Here is a 17,772-nt window from a genome sequence, read left to right on the forward strand (position 1 = left end):
GGGTCGTCCGGATCGGCCCTGAGACTACCTAGGTGGGCGGTGTCCGCAGCGCAGGCGATCCGGCTAGCGCCGATGGCGAGTCACGACGGCGGCGTTTACCGCATGGACCCGGCGGACGCGAGACAACGGATCGGTCGAGAAGAGCGCGGGTGACTACATCGCCTGCAGGACCAGCGGCGGTCCTGGGTCCGGTGACAACGGCACGTTGTGGCGCTGCAACAACCACCCGGCAATGTTGTGGAACAACGGTGCCGCCGACGTGCCCGGCGATCCGTCCGCGGCGCGGTGGGGGTTGTTCATCATCAGGCCGATGACATAACGCGGATTGTCTGCCGGCGCCATCCCGGCGAAGGTGATCCAGTAGACGTCGTCGTAGTAGCAACCGCAGGCCGGGTTGATCTGCTGGGCGGTACCGGTCTTCCCGGCGATCTGGTAGCCGTCGACCGCGGCCTGCCATCCGGTGCCCTGCTGAACACCGGTGGGATCGCGCTGCACCACCGAGCGCAGCATGTTGCGCACGGTGCGTGCGGTCTGCTCCGAGACCACCCGAACGCCTTCGGGCCGGGGCTCCTCGGTGCGGCTGCCGTCGGCCGCAATGGTCGCCTTGATGATTCGCGGCGGAACCCGTAGCCCGTCATTGGCGATGGCCTGGTACATCCCGGTCATCTGCAGCAGCGTCATCGAAAGGCCCTGGCCGATCGGCAGGTTGGCGAAGGAGCTGCCGGACCATTGATCCACCGGCGGGACCAGCCCGGCGCTCTCACCGGGTAGCGCCACGCCGGTGCGCTGTCCCAGCCCGAACTTCTCGGCCATATCGAACCAGCGCTCGGGGCCCACCCGCTGCGCCAGCATCAGGGTGCCCACGTTGGACGACTTACCGAATACCCCGGTCGTGGTGTAGGGCGCGACGCCGTGCACCCAGGCGTCGCTGACGGTGACGTCGGCGATGTTGATCGATCCGGGTACCTGCAGGACCTCGTCGGGGTTGGACAGGCCGTACTCGATGACCGAGGAGGCGGTGATGATCTTGTTCACCGAGCCCGGCTCGAACGGCGACGACACCGCCAGGTTGCCTAGCTGACGATCCTCCTGGCGCCCGACGTCTTGGGAGGGGTCGAACGTGTTGTCGCCGGCCATGGCCAGCACCTCACCGCTCTTGGCGTCCAGCACCACGGCCGTGACGTCGTGTGCGCCGGTGACGTTCTTGGCCTGCTGCACCTGCTGCTGGACGTAGAACTGAATGTCGTCGTCGAGGGTGAGCTGGATGGTCGTCCCATTGACGGCCTTGTGCCGGTTGCGGTAGCTGCCCGGGATCACCACGCCGTCCGAACCGCGGTCGTAGGTGACCGACCCATCCGTGCCGGCCAATACGGCGTCCATTGAGTCCTCCAGACCCAACAGGCCGTGTCCGTCCCAGTCGATGCCGCCGATGATGTTGGCCGCCAGCGACCCGCCCGGATACTGCCGCAGGTCCTGACGCTCGCTACCGACCTCCGGGCACTTCTCGGTGATCACCTCGGCCACCGCAGGGTCGACAGCACGGGCGAGATAAACGAAGGTCTCGTTGCTGCGCAACTTCTTCAGCAGTGCCGCTGAGTCCGGCTTGTTGCCGAGGCGCGTGGAGATCTCCTTGGCGATCTGCTGCAGCCTAAGCTGCGGATCGGGGGCCGACGGGTCCTTCTTCTTGGCATCGGCGAGCTGCTTGCCGATCTTGACCGGCTGGAAGGACAGCGCCCTGGCCTCGATGGTGAACGCGAGCTTGTCACCGGTGCGGTCGATGATGTCGCCGCGCATCGCCTGTTGGACGTCGGTGACCTTGAGTTGTCCGGCGGCTTCGGCCCGCAATCCGGAGGCCCGAGGGACCTGCAGGTAGAACAGCTGAGCCGCCGACAATGCCAGCACCAGGAAGATGACCGCGTTGCCGGTGCGGTGCCGGAAGACGAAGGAAGCGCTGCGCAGGCCCACCTCGGTGGCTTGGCGGGTACGACGCTCGCGGGCCGAATGTCCGGTTGTGGTAGTCGCTTTCGGCGCCTTGCCGGGCTTGGCGGATTTGGCCGGCTTGGCCGGCGGGGTGACGGTCCGGCGGGTCTTTCGCTTGGCAGCCGCGGCCGAGCCGTCGCCGCGACGTGCCGGTCCGGTCCCCCGCGCGGTCCGTCTCATCGCGCGGCTCCTCCGGCCACCGGCGTCGCCAGAGCTTCCGGCGGAAGCTGGGGTTGCGGCGGCAGGTCGGCCGCCGGCGGAAGCGTTCCGCCGACCGGCAGCACCGTCTCGGGCGGCAAAGCGGCAGGCGGCAAGGCGTCAGACGGGATGACTGGCGGTGTCACCAGGGGCGGGATGTCTTGCGCGCCAGGACCAGGCAACGGCCCGGCCAGGGGCAGGCCGGGAACTCCGGGCAGGCCCGGAATGGTCAGCGGCGCACCGGGCACCGCCGGAACCGGAGGGACTGGGGCGGGCAGGTGGTGGCTGTCGAGTTTCGGCCCGGTCGGGGGCACCCGAACCGGAACCTCGGCCGGTGGCGCCACATCGTCGGGCAACTTGGTGTTCAGCGGCGGCGGTGGCGCTCCCTCGGCGGGCTTCGGGACCCCGACGACCATCCAGTTGCCGATCGGGTCCTGAACCAGGTGCGCGGTGTCGCGGCTCGGGATCATGCCCAGTTCGCGGGCCGCTTCGGCAAGCGCCGGTGCGGATTCGGCGGTGAGCACGTCACGCTCGAGTGCTTCCTTCTGCTGCATCAGAACCCGGTTCCGCTCCCGGATGTTGCCCAGCTGGTAGGACCGCTCGGCGGCGTCCGTCGACAGCCACAGGGTGATTCCCAGCCCGATGCCGAGCGCGCCGATGATCAGCACGACGAACGGAACCTTGGCTGCCAGCGTGCGCGGTCGCAGGTCGACCGAGGCCAGTCGAGTGATCAGGCGTTCGCGCAGCGGGACGCGTACTACCTTGGGCGCCTTAGCCTTTCGAGCCTTTGCCCGCGCCTTGGCCTGCTTGGTGTTCTTCGGCGGCACCGGCCGGGGGTCGGGGCGCAGCGACGCCGCCTTCTGCGGACCGGTGCGCGGCCGCGACTGGAGACCCGCCGCGGGCGCGGTTCCGCGCTGCCGCCGCGGGCCCCGGGCCTGCGTCTGCTCGTTGACGCGTCGCGGGCCGGTGCGGGTTGCGCTCTCAGGGCTACGGCGACGGTCGCCCTGCCGTACCACGGGCTTGCGCTTGGGCGCCATCACTTCCCCCTCGATACCACGATCGGCCCGGCCTGGACCCGCTCAACAGCACGTAGCCGGACCGAGCCCGCTCGTGGGTTGCGCTCCACCTCATCCGCCTCGGCCCGTTCGGCGCCCCGCGTCAACGCCCGGAACCTCGGTTCGTCGCCGGGCAATTCGACCGGTAGACCTACCGGAGTGCGCGACGCGGTGGCCGCGGCGAACAGCTGCTTGACGATGCGGTCCTCCAACGACTGGTAGGACATCACTGCCACGCGTCCACCCACCGCCAGCGCATTCAGCGCCGCCGGCAACGCGTCCCGCAGGGAGTCCAGCTCGCCGTTGACCGCGATGCGCAACGCCTGGAATGTCCGCTTGGCCGGGTGTCCCCCGGTGCGCCGCGCCGGTGCCGGAATCGCCTCGTAGAGCAGTTCTGTCAGTTCCCCGGTCGAGGTGAACGGGGTCTGAGCCCGGCGGCGCACGATGTACGAGGCGATCCGCGATGCGAAACGCTCCTCGCCGAAGCGACGCAGAATGTCGGTCAGGGCCGCTGCGTCGTAGGTGTTCACGATGTCTGCGGCGGTGAGCTCGGCCTGCGGGTCCATCCGCATGTCCAGCGGCGCGTCCTGCGCGTAGGAGAATCCCCGCTCCACCCGGTCAAGCTGCATTGAGGACACGCCGAGGTCGAACAACACCGCGTCAACCGATCCGGTTGCGGCCAAGCCTGATTCGGCCAGCGCCGCGGCCATCCCGTCGTATCGGGTGCGGATCGTCTGGAGACGATCGGCAAAGCGGGCCAACCGGGCTCCGGCGATGTCGAGGGCGGTGGTGTCGCGGTCCAAACCGATGACCCGCAGGCCGGGGAACTCGCTCAGAAATCGCTCCGTGTGCCCGCCGGCGCCAAGGGTGGCGTCCACCAGGGTCGCGCCCGCACCGTCGGGCGACTGCCTGGTCAGCGCCGGAGTCAGCAGCTCCACGCAACGGTCCAGCAGAACCGGCACATGTCCGAATTCGCCCTGTTCGGCCACGGCAGCACCTCCCCGTCGGTTCTGGCAGCAGATTTCGCGGGCGACCCGCCCAGTGCGGGCGAGCGCTCCTGCCTCGAGGTCCCTGCCCGACGGCACGAACCTGACGTTGGGGAAGTACGTCAGGGTCGGTTCGGACAGAGGCCACGAGGCACGGGCGTGCGCCTCAGATGATGTCGCTGAGTGCTTCATCGCTGGCCGCGGAGAAGTTCTCTTCGTGCGTCTGCTGGTAGTCGCTCCAGGCCTGTGCGTCCCAGATCTCCAGGTAGTCGACCGACCCGATGACCACGCATTCCTTGGACAGGTTGGCGTAGCGACGGTGGTCGGGAGACAAGGTGATCCGGCCCTGGGCGTCGGGGTGCTGTTCGTCCGTGGCGGCGGCCAGGTTCCGCAGGAATGCTCGCGCGTCCGGGTTGCTGCGCGAAGCCTTGGCCGCCCGGCGGGCCAACTGCTCGAACTCCGCGCGGGGATACACGGCCAGGCTGTGGTCCTGACTCTTGGTGACCATCAACCCTCCTGCCAGCGCATCACGAAACTTGGCGGGCAGTGTCAGCCGCCCCTTGTCGTCGAGCTTGGGCGTATAGGTGCCGAGGAACATCGGCCACCTCCCGCCATGTCGACATCGTCAGCCCACGATACCCCACAATCCCCCACTACGCACCATTTGATGGGTTATATCCACCCCCACTCCCCACTCGATCGACCATCTTGCCGTCCAGGCATGCAAAAAAGGGCCCGCCGAGGCAGCAAAGGACCAGGTCAGCGCCGATAGAAGCAAAGTGGGGCGGGGTGGGGCGCCCGCCCCTGAACGCTCCCCCCGAGACACGCCACCGAGGGCTGCCGCGCCAGAAATGCGCAGAAAAAAGGGCAGCCGATCGGCTGCCCTTTCACATCACACGTGCCGCTGGATCGGCCTAAGGCTCGAACCGGCGGCGAAAACGGTCTTCCATGCGGCTGGCGAACGTACCGCCACCACCCTTGACGCGCCGCTGCGAACTCCCGCCCGGCTTGGCCGCACCGTCGCGACCGGCGGCCGCGTGGTTACCGGTGATGGCGAACACCACCCCACCGAACATCACCACGAACCCCAGCACGCTCAGAATCAGAAACGCCGGATTGACGGTGGTCGCATAGAACGGGATACCGGAGACCAGCATCACCAGACCGACCACCAACAAGGTCATACCCTGCACCCGCCGGCGGGTGGTCGGGGTACGCAAGGCGCCGCCGCGAACGCTGGAAGCGAACTTGGGGTCCTCGGCGTAGAGCGCGCTCTCGATCTCGTCGAGCATGCGCTGTTCATGATCGGAGAGTGGCATTCGTCCCTCCTTGCCGACGGCCGCTTACGTCACTGCCCACGGCGCGATACGGACTGTTGCGGGCAACTAACACTGATAATACGAGGTAGGCCTGCGCCGTACCACAGGCTTCACCAGCCGATTGTAGCGGCGGTCCGGCGTTGTCGAACCACAACGGCCGTCGCGGCAGGACCGAATCGCCGATAATGGGACTCTGGGCGTCGGGCACGCTGCCACATCTCCGGGAAAGGAACCTGCAGGTTGGTGACCTTCCTCCTCGACATGTCGCCGCGTGAGATGGCGGATCACCTCGGTGCGGCTCTGCGCGTCTACGTCACGGCGATGGGCTATCCGCCGGGCACTGAGAGCCAACGCGCCGCGATGTGGCTCGATCACACCCGCCGAAGCGGCTGGCGGGCGGTGGCCGCCTTCGCAGACAAGGAACCCGGCGACGTCGGCGAGATTCGTCAGCCGGGCGCCACCCCGGCAGGATTGGACGGCGCCGAGCTGCTGGGAGTGGCCTACGGCTACTGCGGCGCCCCCGACCAGTGGTGGCAGCAGCAGGTGGTGCTGGGTTTACAGCGCCGCGGGCTGACCCACCCCGACATCGCCCGGCTGATGGCCAGTTACTTCGAGCTGACCGAGCTGCATGTCGCGCCACGCGCGCAGGGCAGCGGCCTGGGTGAGGCCTTGGCGCGCCGTCTGCTGGCCGGGCGGCCCGAAGCCAACGTGCTGCTGTCCACACCGGAGACCAATGGCGATGGCAACCGCGCCTGGCGGTTGTACCGCCGGCTGGGGTTCACCGATGTCATCCGGGGTCATCACTTCGCCGGCGATCCCCGGCCCTTCGCCATCCTGGGCCGGCCACTGCCGCTGTAGCAGCCGCGTCATCACCGGACCCGCCGCCGGGTCTGGCACGATGACGTCGTGCATGTTCGGCGTTCACTACTGTTCACTCGGGAACCCGTTCCAGCGCCCGCTCAGCCCCGGTTTCGACGATTCAGCAGCTACCGTCGCCTGGCGGCCCTGGTCGCGCTGCTGTTGATCGCGGTGCCGCTGGCCGGATGCGTGCGTATTCGGGCCAACATCACCGTCTCCCCCAATGATCAGGTCTCCGGCCAGATCGTCGTCGCGGCCAAGCCGCGCAACGACAACGACACCGGCCCCAAGCTCAGCGCCGACCTGCCGTTCCCCCAGAAGATCGCGATCTCCAACTACAGCAGGGACGGCTACGTCGGCTCCCAGGCGGTGTTCTCGGATCTGACCTTCGCCGAACTGCCGCAACTGGCCCAAATGCACCGCGACGCGGCCGGGGTGGACCTGTCGCTGCGCCGCGCCGGAAACCTGGTGATCCTGGAAGGCCGGGTAGACCTCACCTCACTGAGCGACCCGGAGGCCGACGTCGAATTGAGCGTCGCGTTCCCCGGCGAGGTGACGTCCACCAACGGCGAACGCATCGGCGGCGACACGGTGCAGTGGCGGCTCAAACCTGGCGTGGTGAGCACCATGAGCGCCCAAGCCCGCTACACCGATCCCAGCACTCGATCCTTCGCCCACGCCGCCCTGTGGCTGATCCTGTCCACGTTCGCCGCGGCGGGCGCGGTTGCGGCAATCGCCTGGTACGGCCGGGACCGCGCACCGCGCTTGCGTTCCCCCGAGGACAGCGCCGGCTGAGCTAACCGACCGGGGTCAGCGGGTCTCCGGCGACCAGTACTCGAGCATCTGCGCGAAGGTCCGAAACGCCGCCGCGGACACCCCGTAAGTGGCTTCGAAATGGATGCTCAGCGGGAAGCCCAGGTCCGCGACACCGTCGATCACGCGCTTGTACAGGTCGAGCATCAGCTTGCATCGCCGGTCGGGCTCGCTGTCGGAGAGCGCCTTGACGAAGTCCTGTTCGGCGGCCACCGCCGCGTTGCCCGGATCCTGAATCAGCCAGTTGATCAGACCGATCCGGTTCTCGAACGACGGCACGAAGCCGAACGACAGCAAGAGCTCCGGGCGCGCATCGCTGTGCTTGGCGAACTCGGTCAAGAACGGCACGATCGCGTCGGAGTACAGCAGCTGGGTCAGCCCGAACGTCGCCCCGCGGTCGCATTTGAAGTTGAACCGGCCGATCTCGTCGGCCCGGGTGGGAATCAAGATGACACCCCGGTTGGCCACGTCGGCCCGGAAGGTCGCCAGCGCGTCGGTCGGCGGCACACCCGCGCCCTCGCCGTCGGCCATGGTGCGCGGCACGCCGACGAAGACCACACCCTCGATCCCCGCGCCGGTCAGCTCACCCAGCCGGCTCCGCAGTGCCGCCTCGTCGGAGAACGACGTCACCTGGGTGCACAACCCGGACATGCCCGGCAGCTCGGGCCGAATCGCGTTCCAGAAGTCCAGCACGTCGAGCTTGGGCTTCATCTCGATCGGGCGGTCATCGTCCTCGACGATCATCCCCGGCATCAGGATGTGACGGATCCGCCCTTGCAGGCCGGTCTCGGCGGCGAACCGCAGGACCTTGTGCGCCTCCTCGATCGTGTGCTCGGGCCCCCGCTCCACGTTCGGTGGGACCAGCTCGAGTGCGACGGTGTTCAAGCTCACGAACCAGCTCCTCATGAAAGACAGTCGACGGACGGTCAACGGTGCCACCGGGCAGGAACGGGCAGCGTCGGCCGCCTCCGGAGTCCCCCCGGGTGTGGTGGCACACTCTACGCTGGACCCACGCTGGGGGTCCCCGGCCGGGCAACACAGAAAGGGGCGCCGAGCTGAGTTCCAAGGCAACCGCAGCGACTACTCCGTCGGCCGCCGATCTGGCCGCGGCCGTCACCGAAACGCTGCGCTCCCACCTGCGCACCCGCCGCACCGAGACCGGCTATATCGGCGACGACTACGAGGCGTTGATTACCGGCCTGGAAGAATTCGTGCTGGTCGGCGGCAAACGGCTGCGTCCGGCGTTCGCCTACTGGGGCTGGCGAGCCATCACCGGCCGAGACGCCGACGACGGCGAGCTGCTGCTGTTCTCCGCGCTGGAATTGCTGCACGCCTGTGCCCTGGTGCACGACGACGTGATCGACGCCTCAGCCACCCGCCGCGGCAACCCGACCACCCATCGCAAGTTCGCCGAGTTGCACCGTGCCCGCGGGTGGCGGGGCTCGGCCGACCAGTTCGGGATGTCGGCCGCGATTCTGCTGGGCGACCTGGCGCTGGTGTGGGCTGACGACATCGTCGCCGGTGCCGATCTGCCGGCCGATGCCCGGCGCCGCGTGCGCGGCGTCTGGTCGGACATCCGCACCGAGGTGTTGGGCGGCCAGTACCTCGACATCGTCGCCGAATCCAGCGGCGTGGACTCGATCGCCTCGGCGATGCGCGTCAACACCTACAAGACCGCCTCCTACACGGTGGTGCGCCCGCTGCAGCTGGGCGTCGCCGCCGCGGCCGACCGGCCCGACATCCAGGCGCTGTTCCACGAGCTCGGCACCGACCTGGGCGTGGCGTTCCAGCTGCGCGACGACGTGCTGGGGGTGTTCGGCGATCCGGCGGTGACCGGCAAACCCTCCGGCGACGACCTGCGTTCGGGCAAGCGCACCGTGCTGCTGGCCGAGGCCGTTGAGCTGGCCGACAAGTCGGATCCGGTGGCGGCCAATCGGTTACGCAATGCGATCGGCACCGCGCTGACCGAGGCGCAGGTCCGCGAGCTGTGCGAGATGATCGAAGCGGTCGGCGCGCTGGCAGCCGTCGAGGACCGCATCGATCTGCTGACCCGCCGCGCCATGGCCGCGCTGGCGGCCGCACCCATCGACGAGGTTGCCAAAGCCGGACTGACCGACCTGGCCCGCCGGGTCGCCGACCGGTCCGCCTGATCGCCCGGAGCGCCGATGTCGAACCCCACCACCCCCGCGGTCTCCAGCGCGTCCAGCGACACCGCCAGCGGCCTGTCCCGACTGCGGCAGTTCGCGGCCGGCGAGCAGGCCGGGGCTGCCTGGCTCGGCTGCCTGGGCGCGTTGCTGATCACCCTGGGCGGCTTAGGTGCCGGCAGCACCCGCATCCAGGACCCGGTGCTGGATTCCCTGCACCTGTCCTGGCTGCGCTTCGGCCATGGTCTAGTGCTGTCGTCGGTGCTGCTGTGGGTTGGGGTTGCGGTGATGCTGGCAGCCTGGCTCGGCTTGGGCCGGCGGGTGATCGAGGGCACCGTGAGCACCTACACGTTGATCACCACCACCGGCTTCTGGCTGGCACCGCTGCTGCTGTCGGTGCCCGTGTTCAGCCGCGACACCTACTCCTACCTGGCCCAGGGCGCCCTACTGCGCGATGGATTCGACCCGTACCAGGTCGGACCGGTCGATAATCCCAATCCCCTGCTCGACGATGTCAGCCCGATCTGGGCAGCGACGACGGCACCCTACGGCCCGGCGTTCATCCTGGTCGCCAAGCTCGTCACGATGCTGGTGGGCAACAACGTGGTGGCCGGCACCATGGTGCTGCGGCTGTGCATGCTGCCCGGCCTAGCCCTGCTGATCTGGGCCGCACCCCGGGTGGCCGCCCGAGTCGGTGGCAGTGCGCCCGCGGCGCTGTATCTGGCCGTGCTCAACCCGCTGGTGATCATCCACCTGATGGGCGGGGTGCACAACGAGATGCTGATGGTCGGCCTGGTGATCGCCGGGATCGCGTTGACCCTGGAACGCCGCCACCTGGCGGGGATAACGCTGGTGGCGCTGGCGGCGGCGGTAAAGGCCACCGCCGCAATCGCATTGCCGTTCCTGGTGTGGGTGTGGATGCGTCGCCTGCGGGAACCCCGCGGTTCAGCGAGGCTCGACGAAGGAGAGCCGAAGCTGGAACCGCGGCATGAACCCCGCGGTTCAGCGAGGCTCGACGAAGGAGAGCCGAAGCTGGAACCGCGGCATGAACGCCGCGGCTATCCGACGGTGATCGCATTCGCTGCGGCGGCAGCGGTGTCCACCGCGATCGTTGTCGTGGTGTTCGCCGTGCTGTCGGCCCTGGCCGGAGTGGGCCTGGGCTGGTTGACCGCACTGCTGGCCGGCAACGTCAAAATCATCAACTGGCTCACCGTGCCGACCGCGGCCGCCAACCTGATCCACGCGGTCGGCGGGTTGTTCGCCCCGGTCAACTTCTACGCCGTCCTGCACATCACCCGGATCAGCGGAGTCGCGGTGATCGGGTTGCTACTGCCGGTGCTGTGGTGGCGGTCGCGGCGCGACGATCGCGCGGCGGTCGCCGGGATCGCCTGGGCCATGCTGGTGGTGGTGCTGTTCGTGCCGGCCGCCTTGCCCTGGTACTACACCTGGCCACTGGCGGTGGCGGCCACCCTGGTCCGTTCACCGCACGCGATCGCCGCGATCGCCGCGGCGTCGACCTGGATCATGGTGATCTTCAAACCCGACGGCTCGCACGGCATGTACACCTGGCTGCATGTGATCGGTGCGACGGGATGCGCGGTGTACGCCTGGTACCGGCTGTCGCGGGCACAGCCGGCGCCTGCGCTCGACGCCGCTTGAACGACGCCGCTTGAACTCAGTACGCCATGGCTTGCGCCCGGCGCATCACCTCACGGGCCTGATGCGCGTGCAGCGCATCGATCGGGCGGGCGTTGGCGATCGACTCCCGCGTACCGTCGCGAGTCAACGATAGCGACGAATCCGGGGTGAAGAGCCACCGCACGATATCGGTCTGCTGATAGCCGCCGTCGTGTAGCAGGGCCAGTAGCCCAGCCAGGCTCTTGACGACGTCCCCCTCGGCGGTGAAGAACGCCTGCGGGACCATCAGTACGCCGGCCCGCCGCACCGCGACCAGATGGTTGTCGCGCAGGTACTGGTGCACTTTGGTGACTGGTACCCCGAGCATTTCGGCGACCGTCGGCAAGTCAAAAGTAGGTTCGTCGGGCTCAAGCACGTCTTCGGAGGCCGGAATGCTGCTCACGACACAAGTCTAGAACCGTCGGACCGGCCCTCTGCACACATACCATGACCGGGTGACTGCAGCGTGGGGCGGCGACGCACTTCAGGGCGCCCTGCTCGACGGCCGGTACCGGGTGGGCACCCGGATCGCCACCGGCGGCACCTCCACGGTGTACCGCGGTCTGGACGAGCGCCTGGACCGCCCGGTGGCGGTCAAGGTGATGGATCTGCGCTACGCCGGTGACCAGCAATTCCTGACCCGCTTCCAGCTCGAGGCGCGAGCGGTCGCCCGGCTCAAAGACCCGGGGCTGGTGGCGGTGTACGACCAGGGTTTCGGCACCCCGCACGACCCCGGACAGCCGTTTCTGGTGATGGAACTCGTCGAGGGCGGGACGCTGCGCGAGTTGCTCAACGAACGTGGCCCGATGCCGCCGCATGCCGTCGCCGCGGTGCTACGGCCGGTGCTGGGGGCGCTGGGGATCGCGCATCGGGCCGGGCTGGTACACCGTGACGTCAAACCGGAGAACATCCTGATCTCCGACGACGGTGACGTGAAGGTGGTCGACTTCGGGCTGGTGCGCGCGATCGCGGCAGCCGGAATCACCTCCACCAATGTGATTTTGGGCACCGCGGCCTATCTGTCCCCGGAGCAGGTCCGGGACGGCAACGCCGGCCCCGCCAGCGACGTGTACGGGGTCGGCGTGCTCACCTACGAGCTCTTGACCGGACACCCGCCGTTCTCCGGTGATTCGGCGTTGACGGTGGCCTACCAGCGGCTGGATCACGATGTCCCCCCGCCGAGTTCCGCCATCGACGGCGTCCCAGGCGAATTCGACGATCTGGTTGCCCGGGCGACCGCCCGCGAGCCGGCGGACCGCTATGCCGACGGGCTCGACATGGCACACGCGGTTGACGTGATCACCCAGCGGCTGGCGCTGCCGGAGTTCCGGGTGCCGGCCCCCCGCAACTCCGCCCAGCACAACGCCGTTCCGGCCCGCCGCGCCCCGGAGCGCCCGGCACCGCCGCACCACCAGACACCGCGACATCAGACACTGCACATGACCCGCGGCCCGGCAGACTGGGTGGACGACACCGATACCCACTATGACTTGGTGACAGGGCAATTCGGCGGCGTCGAACTGAGCCGGTTCGTGTTGGAGCGCCAGCACGCGCGCCGGATGGTGGTCATCTGGCTGGCCGTGTTGTTCGCGGTCACCACTCTGGTCGCCGCGCTGGCGTGGACGCTGGGCAACAACGTCGGCGCGCTGCTGTAACCCGGCGTACGCCCCAAAAGCGTCAGCCGCGCAGCATCTCCGCGACCAGGAAGGCCAACTCCAGGCTCTGCTGGGTGTTGAGCCGCGGGTCACAGGCCGTCTCGTAACGGCCGCCCAGGTCCGCATCCGAAATGTCCTGCGCGCCACCGAGACACTCGGTGACGTTCTCGCCGGTGAACTCCAGGTGGATGCCGCCGGGGTGGGTGCCCAGCGCGTGATGGACCTCGAAGAAGCCCTGCACCTCGTCGACGATCCGGTCGAAGTGCCGGGTCTTGTAGCCGGTGGAGGCCTCATGGGTGTTGCCGTGCATCGGGTCGCACTGCCAGATCACCTGGTGGCCGGTGGCCTGCACTTTCTCGATGATGCCCGGCAGCAGGTCACGCACCTTGGCGTTGCCCATCCGGCTGACCAGGGTCAGGCGGCCGGGCACATTGTGCGGGTCGAGCCGCTCGACGTATTCGACGGCCAGCTCCGGTGAGGTGGTGGGGCCGAGCTTGATCCCGATCGGGTTGGCGATCACCTCGGCCAGGCCGACGTGCGCGCCGTCGAGCTGGCGGGTGCGCTCCCCGATCCAGACGTAGTGCGCCGAGAGATCGTAGAGCTGCGGGGCGCCCTCGACGTCAGCCATCCGCAGCATGGCCCGCTCGTAGTCGAGCACCAGCGCCTCGTGGCTGGCGTAGATCTCGGCGGTCTGCAGCTCCCGGTCGGCGACGCCGCACGCGCTCATGAACTTCAGGCCGCGGTCGATCTCGCCGGCCAGCGCCTCATAGCGGGCGCCCGCCGGCGAGGTGCGGACGAACTCCCGGTTCCAGTCGTGCACCAACTCCAGAGATGCCAGGCCGGACGAGGTCAGCGCCCGCACCAGGTTCATCGCGGCGCTGGCGTTGGCGTAGGCCCGCACCAGCCGGGACGGGTCGTGCTCACGCACGTCGGCGTCCGGGGCGAACCCGTTGATCATGTCGCCGCGGTAGGACTTCAGGCCCAGCGCGTCGATGTCGGCCGAGCGGGGCTTGGCGTACTGTCCGGCGATCCGAGCCACCTTGACCACCGGCATGGACGCGCCGTAGGTCAGCACCACCGCCATCTGCAGCAGCGTGCGGATGTTGCCCTTGATGTGGGGCTCGGTGTTGTCGGTGAAGGTCTCGGCGCAGTCGCCGCCCTGCAGCAGGAAGGCCTCCCCGCGAGCGACCTGAGCCAGCAGGCCCTTGAGCCGGACGATCTCGGCGGCCACGGTGATGGGAGGCACCGCCTCCAGCAGCGTCCGCATCGGCTTCACCTGGTCAGCGGGCCAGCTCGGTTGCTGAACGGCCGGCCGGGCCAGCGCGGCGTCGAGGCGCTCGCGCAGATCCGCGGGCAGCGGCGGCAACGCCGGCAGCTGGTCGATGGGTACGTCAACGGTCCAGTTCACCCGACCATGGTAGCCGGGCGCCGACCCTGTCTGATCAGGCCAGTTCGCTGCCGGTTATCACCCGGAAACGGCGCAGCTGGTCGCGGGCGTCCACCAGCGCATCGTGACTGCCCGCCGACCGCGGTGGCAGCCGTGGCCGGTCCCGGTCTTCCCACAATTGTCGAAGCTCGTGGGTGAAGCGCGGGATCGGCGCCGGCAGATCGGGCATGGTGCCCCACAACTGGCAGAGCACCACATGGTCATAGGCGCCCACCCAGGCCCACAACTCGATCGGTTCACCGTGAGCTACCCCGAAGAACTCCTCCAGATCCGCACGGATCCGGCTGCGCGAGCGCCACGTCTGGGAAGCCGGTGGCGGCAGCTTCGGCAGTACATGGGTGCGAACCCACGGCCCGGCCCGGCCCGGGTCGAACTCGGTGGAGACCGCATAGTATTCGCGCCCGTCCTCGGCGACCACGCCGATCGAGATCAACTCGATGGTGCGGCCGTCCTCAATGAATTCGGTGTCGTAGAAGTACCTCACTGCCACGGCCCGCCCGGGCGGTGTATCCGCGGAATCGCTATCGGGATAGTCGGCGCCGACGCCTCCGACACTGCCCGGCTCGACCCCGCCCGCCCCGGCGATCCTGCGGCGGGCGCCGAACTGGCCGGTGGTCTGCCGACGGGCACCTGCTGGCGGGGGATCATGAACTGCACCGTCGGTGCCGACGCGGCCCGCACCTCACGGTCGAGCTCGGCGTCGACGGCCCGATCAGAAGGCACCTGGGGCCGGCCCGCAACCGCATCCTGCAACCAGAGCTTGGCCGCAATCGCCGGTCGGCGCAGCCGGCGCTCCCGCTCCAGCGCCCGGTGCATGCGCTCCCGATCAGGCAGGTAGCGCCACCGCGCCCACGGTGCATGCGGCCGGGACAGTCGCACCGCGCCCACCACCAGCAGCGGAAAGAAGAACATCCCGATCAATCCGGTCCACACCTTGCCCTTCAACAACACCATCACGCCCAGCGGCAACGCCGTCACCAGGCCCACGAACACCCCGGCACGAATCAGCGGGGACGACGTATCGTGCCACGTTCCCACCAGAAACGTCAGCGGGTGAAAGCCCAGTACCAGCAGCCCTGCGACCGCGGCGGCGGCGAACACGGCGTCCACCGACGCACGTCCGTCCTCCTCCCAGTACACGTCGGACAGGTGCAGGATCAGCGCGTACTCGTCGAGCACCAGCGCCGCCCCGATCCCGAACGCTATCGCAGCCAGGCTGAACGCCGGCTCGTGCGCGTTCGGTCCGGCAGCCACCAGCGTCACCCCGGCGACCATCACCAGCACGACCCCGAAGACCACATGGTGGATGTGTTTGGAGCCGAAGTGCAGATTGCGTGGCTGCCACCACCGGGGCGGAGCGGGGTTCGCGGCTTGACTGCGGATGTAGCGCACCACGGAACGGGTCACCAGAAACGTCACCAGGAAGGCCAGCAAACAGCCCAGCAACGGCAGCCTGCCGCGGCCAACGATGTCGTCGCGGAACCATTCCAGCACCTAATGCAACGTACGCCCCCGCAGCACACCACGCCGGGATCGCCACAAGTATGCGTCGGTAGAACTCAACAAATCCCAGCCACCCGATAGGCTGTGCTGCGACATGACTACATCGCGGCCGCCCGACCCGGGCCGTCGGCACGGGGGCATCAGCGGTTGGGCCGCTTGGTGGATCTTCACGTTGCTGGCGATTGCAGCCCTGGGCTACACGACGTGGCGGGCGCTGGGCAGCACGCCGTACCACATCGACGTCGACGTCTACCGGATGGCGGCGCAGGCCTGGCGTGCGGGCCAGCCGCTTTACGGCGAGGACTGGTTCCAAACCCAGATCGACGGGACGGTGCTGCCGTTCACCTATCCCCCGATCGCCGCGGTGATGTTCGCCCCCCTCACCTGGGTGTCGCTGGGCACCGCGACTGCCGCACTGACCGTCCTGTCGACGCTGCTGCTGGTGGTGTCGATCACCATCTTGCTCACCGGTCTGGGGGTCCGCTTCGACGCCCGCCCGGGCAGCGGGCCGGCCTGGTGGCACCGCGCTGTGGTGGCGGCGGCGATCGTGGCGGCGTCCATCTGGTTCGACGCCGAACCGATCTGGGCCAACTTCGACTTCGGCCAGGTCAATGCGGTGCTGATGACGCTGGTGATCGCCGACTGTGTGCCGCGGCGCACCTACTGGCCGCGCGGTGCGCTGCTGGGTGTGGCGATAGCGCTGAAGCTGACCCCGGCGGTGTTCCTGCTGTACTTCCTGCTACGTCGCGACATGCGCGCCGCGGTCACCAGCGTGGTGTCGTTCCTGGCGGCGACCTTGGTGGGCTTCATGATGGCCTGGAGCGACTCCTGGCAGTACTGGACGCACACCGTCAGCGACACCGACCGCATCGGCGGGGCCAGCCTGAACACCAACCAGAACTTGGCCGGCGCGCTTGCCCGGCTGCCGCTGGACGACCAGGTGCGCTCGGTGCTGTGGCTCGCGGGGTGCCTGTTGGTGCTGGCGGCGATGGTGTGGGCGGCCCGCCGGGTGCTCGCCGCCAGTGAGCCGATCATGGCGCTGGTCTGCGTGGCACTGTTCGGGCTGGTGGTGTCGCCGGTGTCGTGGTCACACCATTGGGTGTGGATGCTGCCCGCCGTGGTGGTCACGGCGGTGGCGGCCTACCGGCATCGCGCGGTTGCCCTGGGCGTGCTCAGTGTGGCCGGGGTGGCGCTGATGATGCGCAGTCCGATCGAGTTGTTGCCCGAACACCACGAGGCCGGCGCGGCATGGTGGCGCCAACTGGCCGGGACGTCCTATGTGTGGTGGGCGCTGGCGGTGATCATCACGGCCGGCGTCGCGCTGCGGCCCGGCCCCCGGACGACTCCGGATCAGCCCGCCGCGGTCTCCGGAAACCGGGCGACCGGCTGACCTGTTGCCCCGTCCTGTTGCGGGACACCGTTTTTGACGCTGGCCGCGTAGATGTCGACGTATTCCTGACCGGACAGCCGCATCAATTCGTAGATCACCTCGTCGGTGACGGCCCGCTCGATGAAACGGTTGTCGGCCATCCCGTCGAAGCGGGAGAAATCCATCGGCTCGCCGAAGCGGACCGTGACCCGGCCGAAGCGCAGCATCTTGGTGCCGGGCGGGTTGACGACGTTGGTACCGACCATGACGACCGGGATCACCGGGACGCCGGTGTGCAGCGCGAGCCGGGCGATTCCGGTCTTGCCCTTGTAGAGCCGGCCGTCGGGTGACCGGGTGCCCTCGGGGTAGATACCGAGTAGCTTGCCCTGCGCCAGGATCCGCTGAGCGGTGGTCAGCGCGGCCTGGGCGGAGTCAGAGTCGTTGCGGTCGATGGGAACCTGCCCGACGGCGGTGTAGAACGAGCGGGTGAGCCAGCCCTTGATGCCGGTGCCGGTGAAGTATTCCGACTTGGCCAGGAAGGTGATCCGCCGGCGCACCACCAGTGGCAGGTAGAAGCTGTCCATGACGGCCAGGTGATTGCTGGCCAGGATGGCCGCACCGTCGTCGGGGATGTTCTCCAGGCCCTCGACTTTCGGCCGCCCGATCAGGGCCAGCAGGGGCCCGAAGAATACGTACTTGACCAGCCAGTACCACATGGCCCCTCCCTCCTGCCCCGACTAGGCGGCCGTGTTCGCGCCAACTTTACCG

Annotated in this window: 17 protein-coding genes; 6 read left to right on the forward strand and 11 right to left on the reverse strand. The window is 68.6% G+C overall.

The genetic code is table 11. The features are described from left to right. Positions 1-153: 153 nt before the first annotated feature. The 5 genes from BN4346_RS38475 to BN4346_RS38495 all read right to left on the reverse strand — a co-directional run bounded on the left by BN4346_RS38475 (position 154) and on the right by BN4346_RS38495 (position 5,538). A complete protein-coding gene (locus BN4346_RS38475) occupies positions 154-2,160 on the reverse strand; it encodes a peptidoglycan D,D-transpeptidase FtsI family protein (protein ID WP_067973937.1) in 2,007 nt (668 codons plus the stop codon). After that, complete coding sequence (locus tag BN4346_RS38480; protein ID WP_235653660.1) at positions 2,157-3,215, reverse strand: hypothetical protein; 1,059 nt, start codon at positions 3,213-3,215, stop codon at positions 2,157-2,159. Before BN4346_RS38480 ends, BN4346_RS38475 begins: the two co-directional genes overlap by 4 nt. Continuing rightward, the gene (gene rsmH / locus BN4346_RS38485; protein ID WP_078058704.1) at positions 3,215-4,411 is read right to left on the reverse strand and encodes a 16S rRNA (cytosine(1402)-N(4))-methyltransferase RsmH; all 1,197 of its coding nucleotides are present in this window, start codon (positions 4,409-4,411) and stop codon (positions 3,215-3,217) included. The genes BN4346_RS38480 and rsmH overlap by 1 nt, the downstream gene beginning before the upstream one ends. Beyond that, positions 4,386-4,817 (reverse strand): division/cell wall cluster transcriptional repressor MraZ, encoded by a 432-nt coding sequence (gene mraZ / locus BN4346_RS38490; protein ID WP_024440488.1) that lies wholly within the window; start codon positions 4,815-4,817, stop codon positions 4,386-4,388. Before mraZ ends, rsmH begins: the two co-directional genes overlap by 26 nt. A 316-nt stretch (positions 4,818-5,133) precedes the next feature. Continuing rightward, a complete protein-coding gene (locus BN4346_RS38495; RefSeq protein WP_067973940.1) occupies positions 5,134-5,538 on the reverse strand; it encodes a DUF3040 domain-containing protein in 405 nt (134 codons plus the stop codon). 240 nt (positions 5,539-5,778) lie between these two features. Between BN4346_RS38495 and BN4346_RS38500 the strand changes: the two genes are divergently transcribed. Both BN4346_RS38500 and BN4346_RS38505 read left to right on the forward strand, forming a co-directional pair. After that, positions 5,779-6,396 carry a GNAT family N-acetyltransferase gene (locus BN4346_RS38500; protein WP_067973943.1) on the forward strand — a complete coding sequence of 206 codons (618 nt, stop codon included), beginning with the start codon at positions 5,779-5,781 and terminating at the stop codon, positions 6,394-6,396. Between the two features lie 138 nt (positions 6,397-6,534). Further along, the gene (locus BN4346_RS38505) at positions 6,535-7,191 is read left to right on the forward strand and encodes an LppM family (lipo)protein (RefSeq protein ID WP_167666250.1); all 657 of its coding nucleotides are present in this window, start codon (positions 6,535-6,537) and stop codon (positions 7,189-7,191) included. 15 nt (positions 7,192-7,206) lie between these two features. Here the strand turns inward: BN4346_RS38505 and BN4346_RS38510 are convergent, their stop codons facing one another. Then, positions 7,207-8,100 carry a mycobacterial-type methylenetetrahydrofolate reductase gene (locus BN4346_RS38510; RefSeq protein WP_067973946.1) on the reverse strand — a complete coding sequence of 298 codons (894 nt, stop codon included), beginning with the start codon at positions 8,098-8,100 and terminating at the stop codon, positions 7,207-7,209. 164 nt (positions 8,101-8,264) lie between these two features. Here BN4346_RS38510 and idsA2 point away from each other — a divergent pair, with 164 nt between their 5' ends. Both idsA2 and BN4346_RS38520 read left to right on the forward strand, forming a co-directional pair. Next, on the forward strand, positions 8,265-9,359 hold the full coding sequence (idsA2, locus tag BN4346_RS38515) for a bifunctional (2E,6E)-farnesyl/geranyl diphosphate synthase (RefSeq protein ID WP_067974433.1): 1,095 nt from the start codon (positions 8,265-8,267) through the stop codon (positions 9,357-9,359). A 15-nt stretch (positions 9,360-9,374) separates the two neighbouring features. Further along, positions 9,375-11,012 (forward strand): alpha-(1->6)-mannopyranosyltransferase A, encoded by a 1,638-nt coding sequence (locus BN4346_RS38520; protein WP_067973948.1) that lies wholly within the window; start codon positions 9,375-9,377, stop codon positions 11,010-11,012. 16 nt (positions 11,013-11,028) lie between these two features. On the opposite strand, the gene BN4346_RS38525 is transcribed toward BN4346_RS38520, so the two are convergent. Further along, a complete protein-coding gene (locus BN4346_RS38525) occupies positions 11,029-11,433 on the reverse strand; it encodes an Rv2175c family DNA-binding protein (protein ID WP_067973951.1) in 405 nt (134 codons plus the stop codon). A 52-nt stretch (positions 11,434-11,485) separates the two neighbouring features. On the opposite strand from BN4346_RS38525, the gene BN4346_RS38530 reads away from it, so the two are divergent. Further along, positions 11,486-12,685: a protein kinase domain-containing protein gene (locus BN4346_RS38530; RefSeq protein ID WP_078058706.1), complete on the forward strand. Its 1,200-nt coding sequence runs from the start codon at positions 11,486-11,488 to the stop codon at positions 12,683-12,685. Between the two features lie 22 nt (positions 12,686-12,707). On the opposite strand, the gene BN4346_RS38535 is transcribed toward BN4346_RS38530, so the two are convergent. From BN4346_RS38535 to BN4346_RS38545, 3 genes are read right to left on the reverse strand one after another with little or no spacing between them, the layout of a single operon-like run. Further along, positions 12,708-14,093 (reverse strand): class II 3-deoxy-7-phosphoheptulonate synthase, encoded by a 1,386-nt coding sequence (locus BN4346_RS38535; protein WP_067973954.1) that lies wholly within the window; start codon positions 14,091-14,093, stop codon positions 12,708-12,710. Between the two features lie 34 nt (positions 14,094-14,127). After that, on the reverse strand, positions 14,128-14,616 hold the full coding sequence (locus tag BN4346_RS38540) for a polyadenylate-specific 3'-exoribonuclease AS (protein ID WP_067973957.1): 489 nt from the start codon (positions 14,614-14,616) through the stop codon (positions 14,128-14,130). Continuing rightward, positions 14,613-15,626, reverse strand: coding sequence for a hypothetical protein (locus BN4346_RS38545; RefSeq protein ID WP_067973961.1), 1,014 nt, complete (start codon positions 15,624-15,626; stop codon positions 14,613-14,615). Before BN4346_RS38545 ends, BN4346_RS38540 begins: the two co-directional genes overlap by 4 nt. A gap of 103 nt (positions 15,627-15,729) precedes the next feature. Here BN4346_RS38545 and BN4346_RS38550 point away from each other — a divergent pair, with 103 nt between their 5' ends. Beyond that, positions 15,730-17,025, forward strand: coding sequence for a glycosyltransferase 87 family protein (locus BN4346_RS38550; protein WP_067973963.1), 1,296 nt, complete (start codon positions 15,730-15,732; stop codon positions 17,023-17,025). Here BN4346_RS38550 and BN4346_RS38555 read toward each other — a convergent pair. Further along, positions 16,986-17,720: a lysophospholipid acyltransferase family protein gene (locus BN4346_RS38555; RefSeq protein WP_067973966.1), complete on the reverse strand. Its 735-nt coding sequence runs from the start codon at positions 17,718-17,720 to the stop codon at positions 16,986-16,988. The genes BN4346_RS38550 and BN4346_RS38555 overlap by 40 nt on opposite strands. Positions 17,721-17,772 lie beyond the last annotated feature (52 nt).

The sequence above is a fragment of the Mycolicibacter icosiumassiliensis genome, assembly GCF_900078685.2.
GTDB lineage: Bacteria > Actinomycetota > Actinomycetes > Mycobacteriales > Mycobacteriaceae > Mycobacterium > Mycobacterium icosiumassiliensis.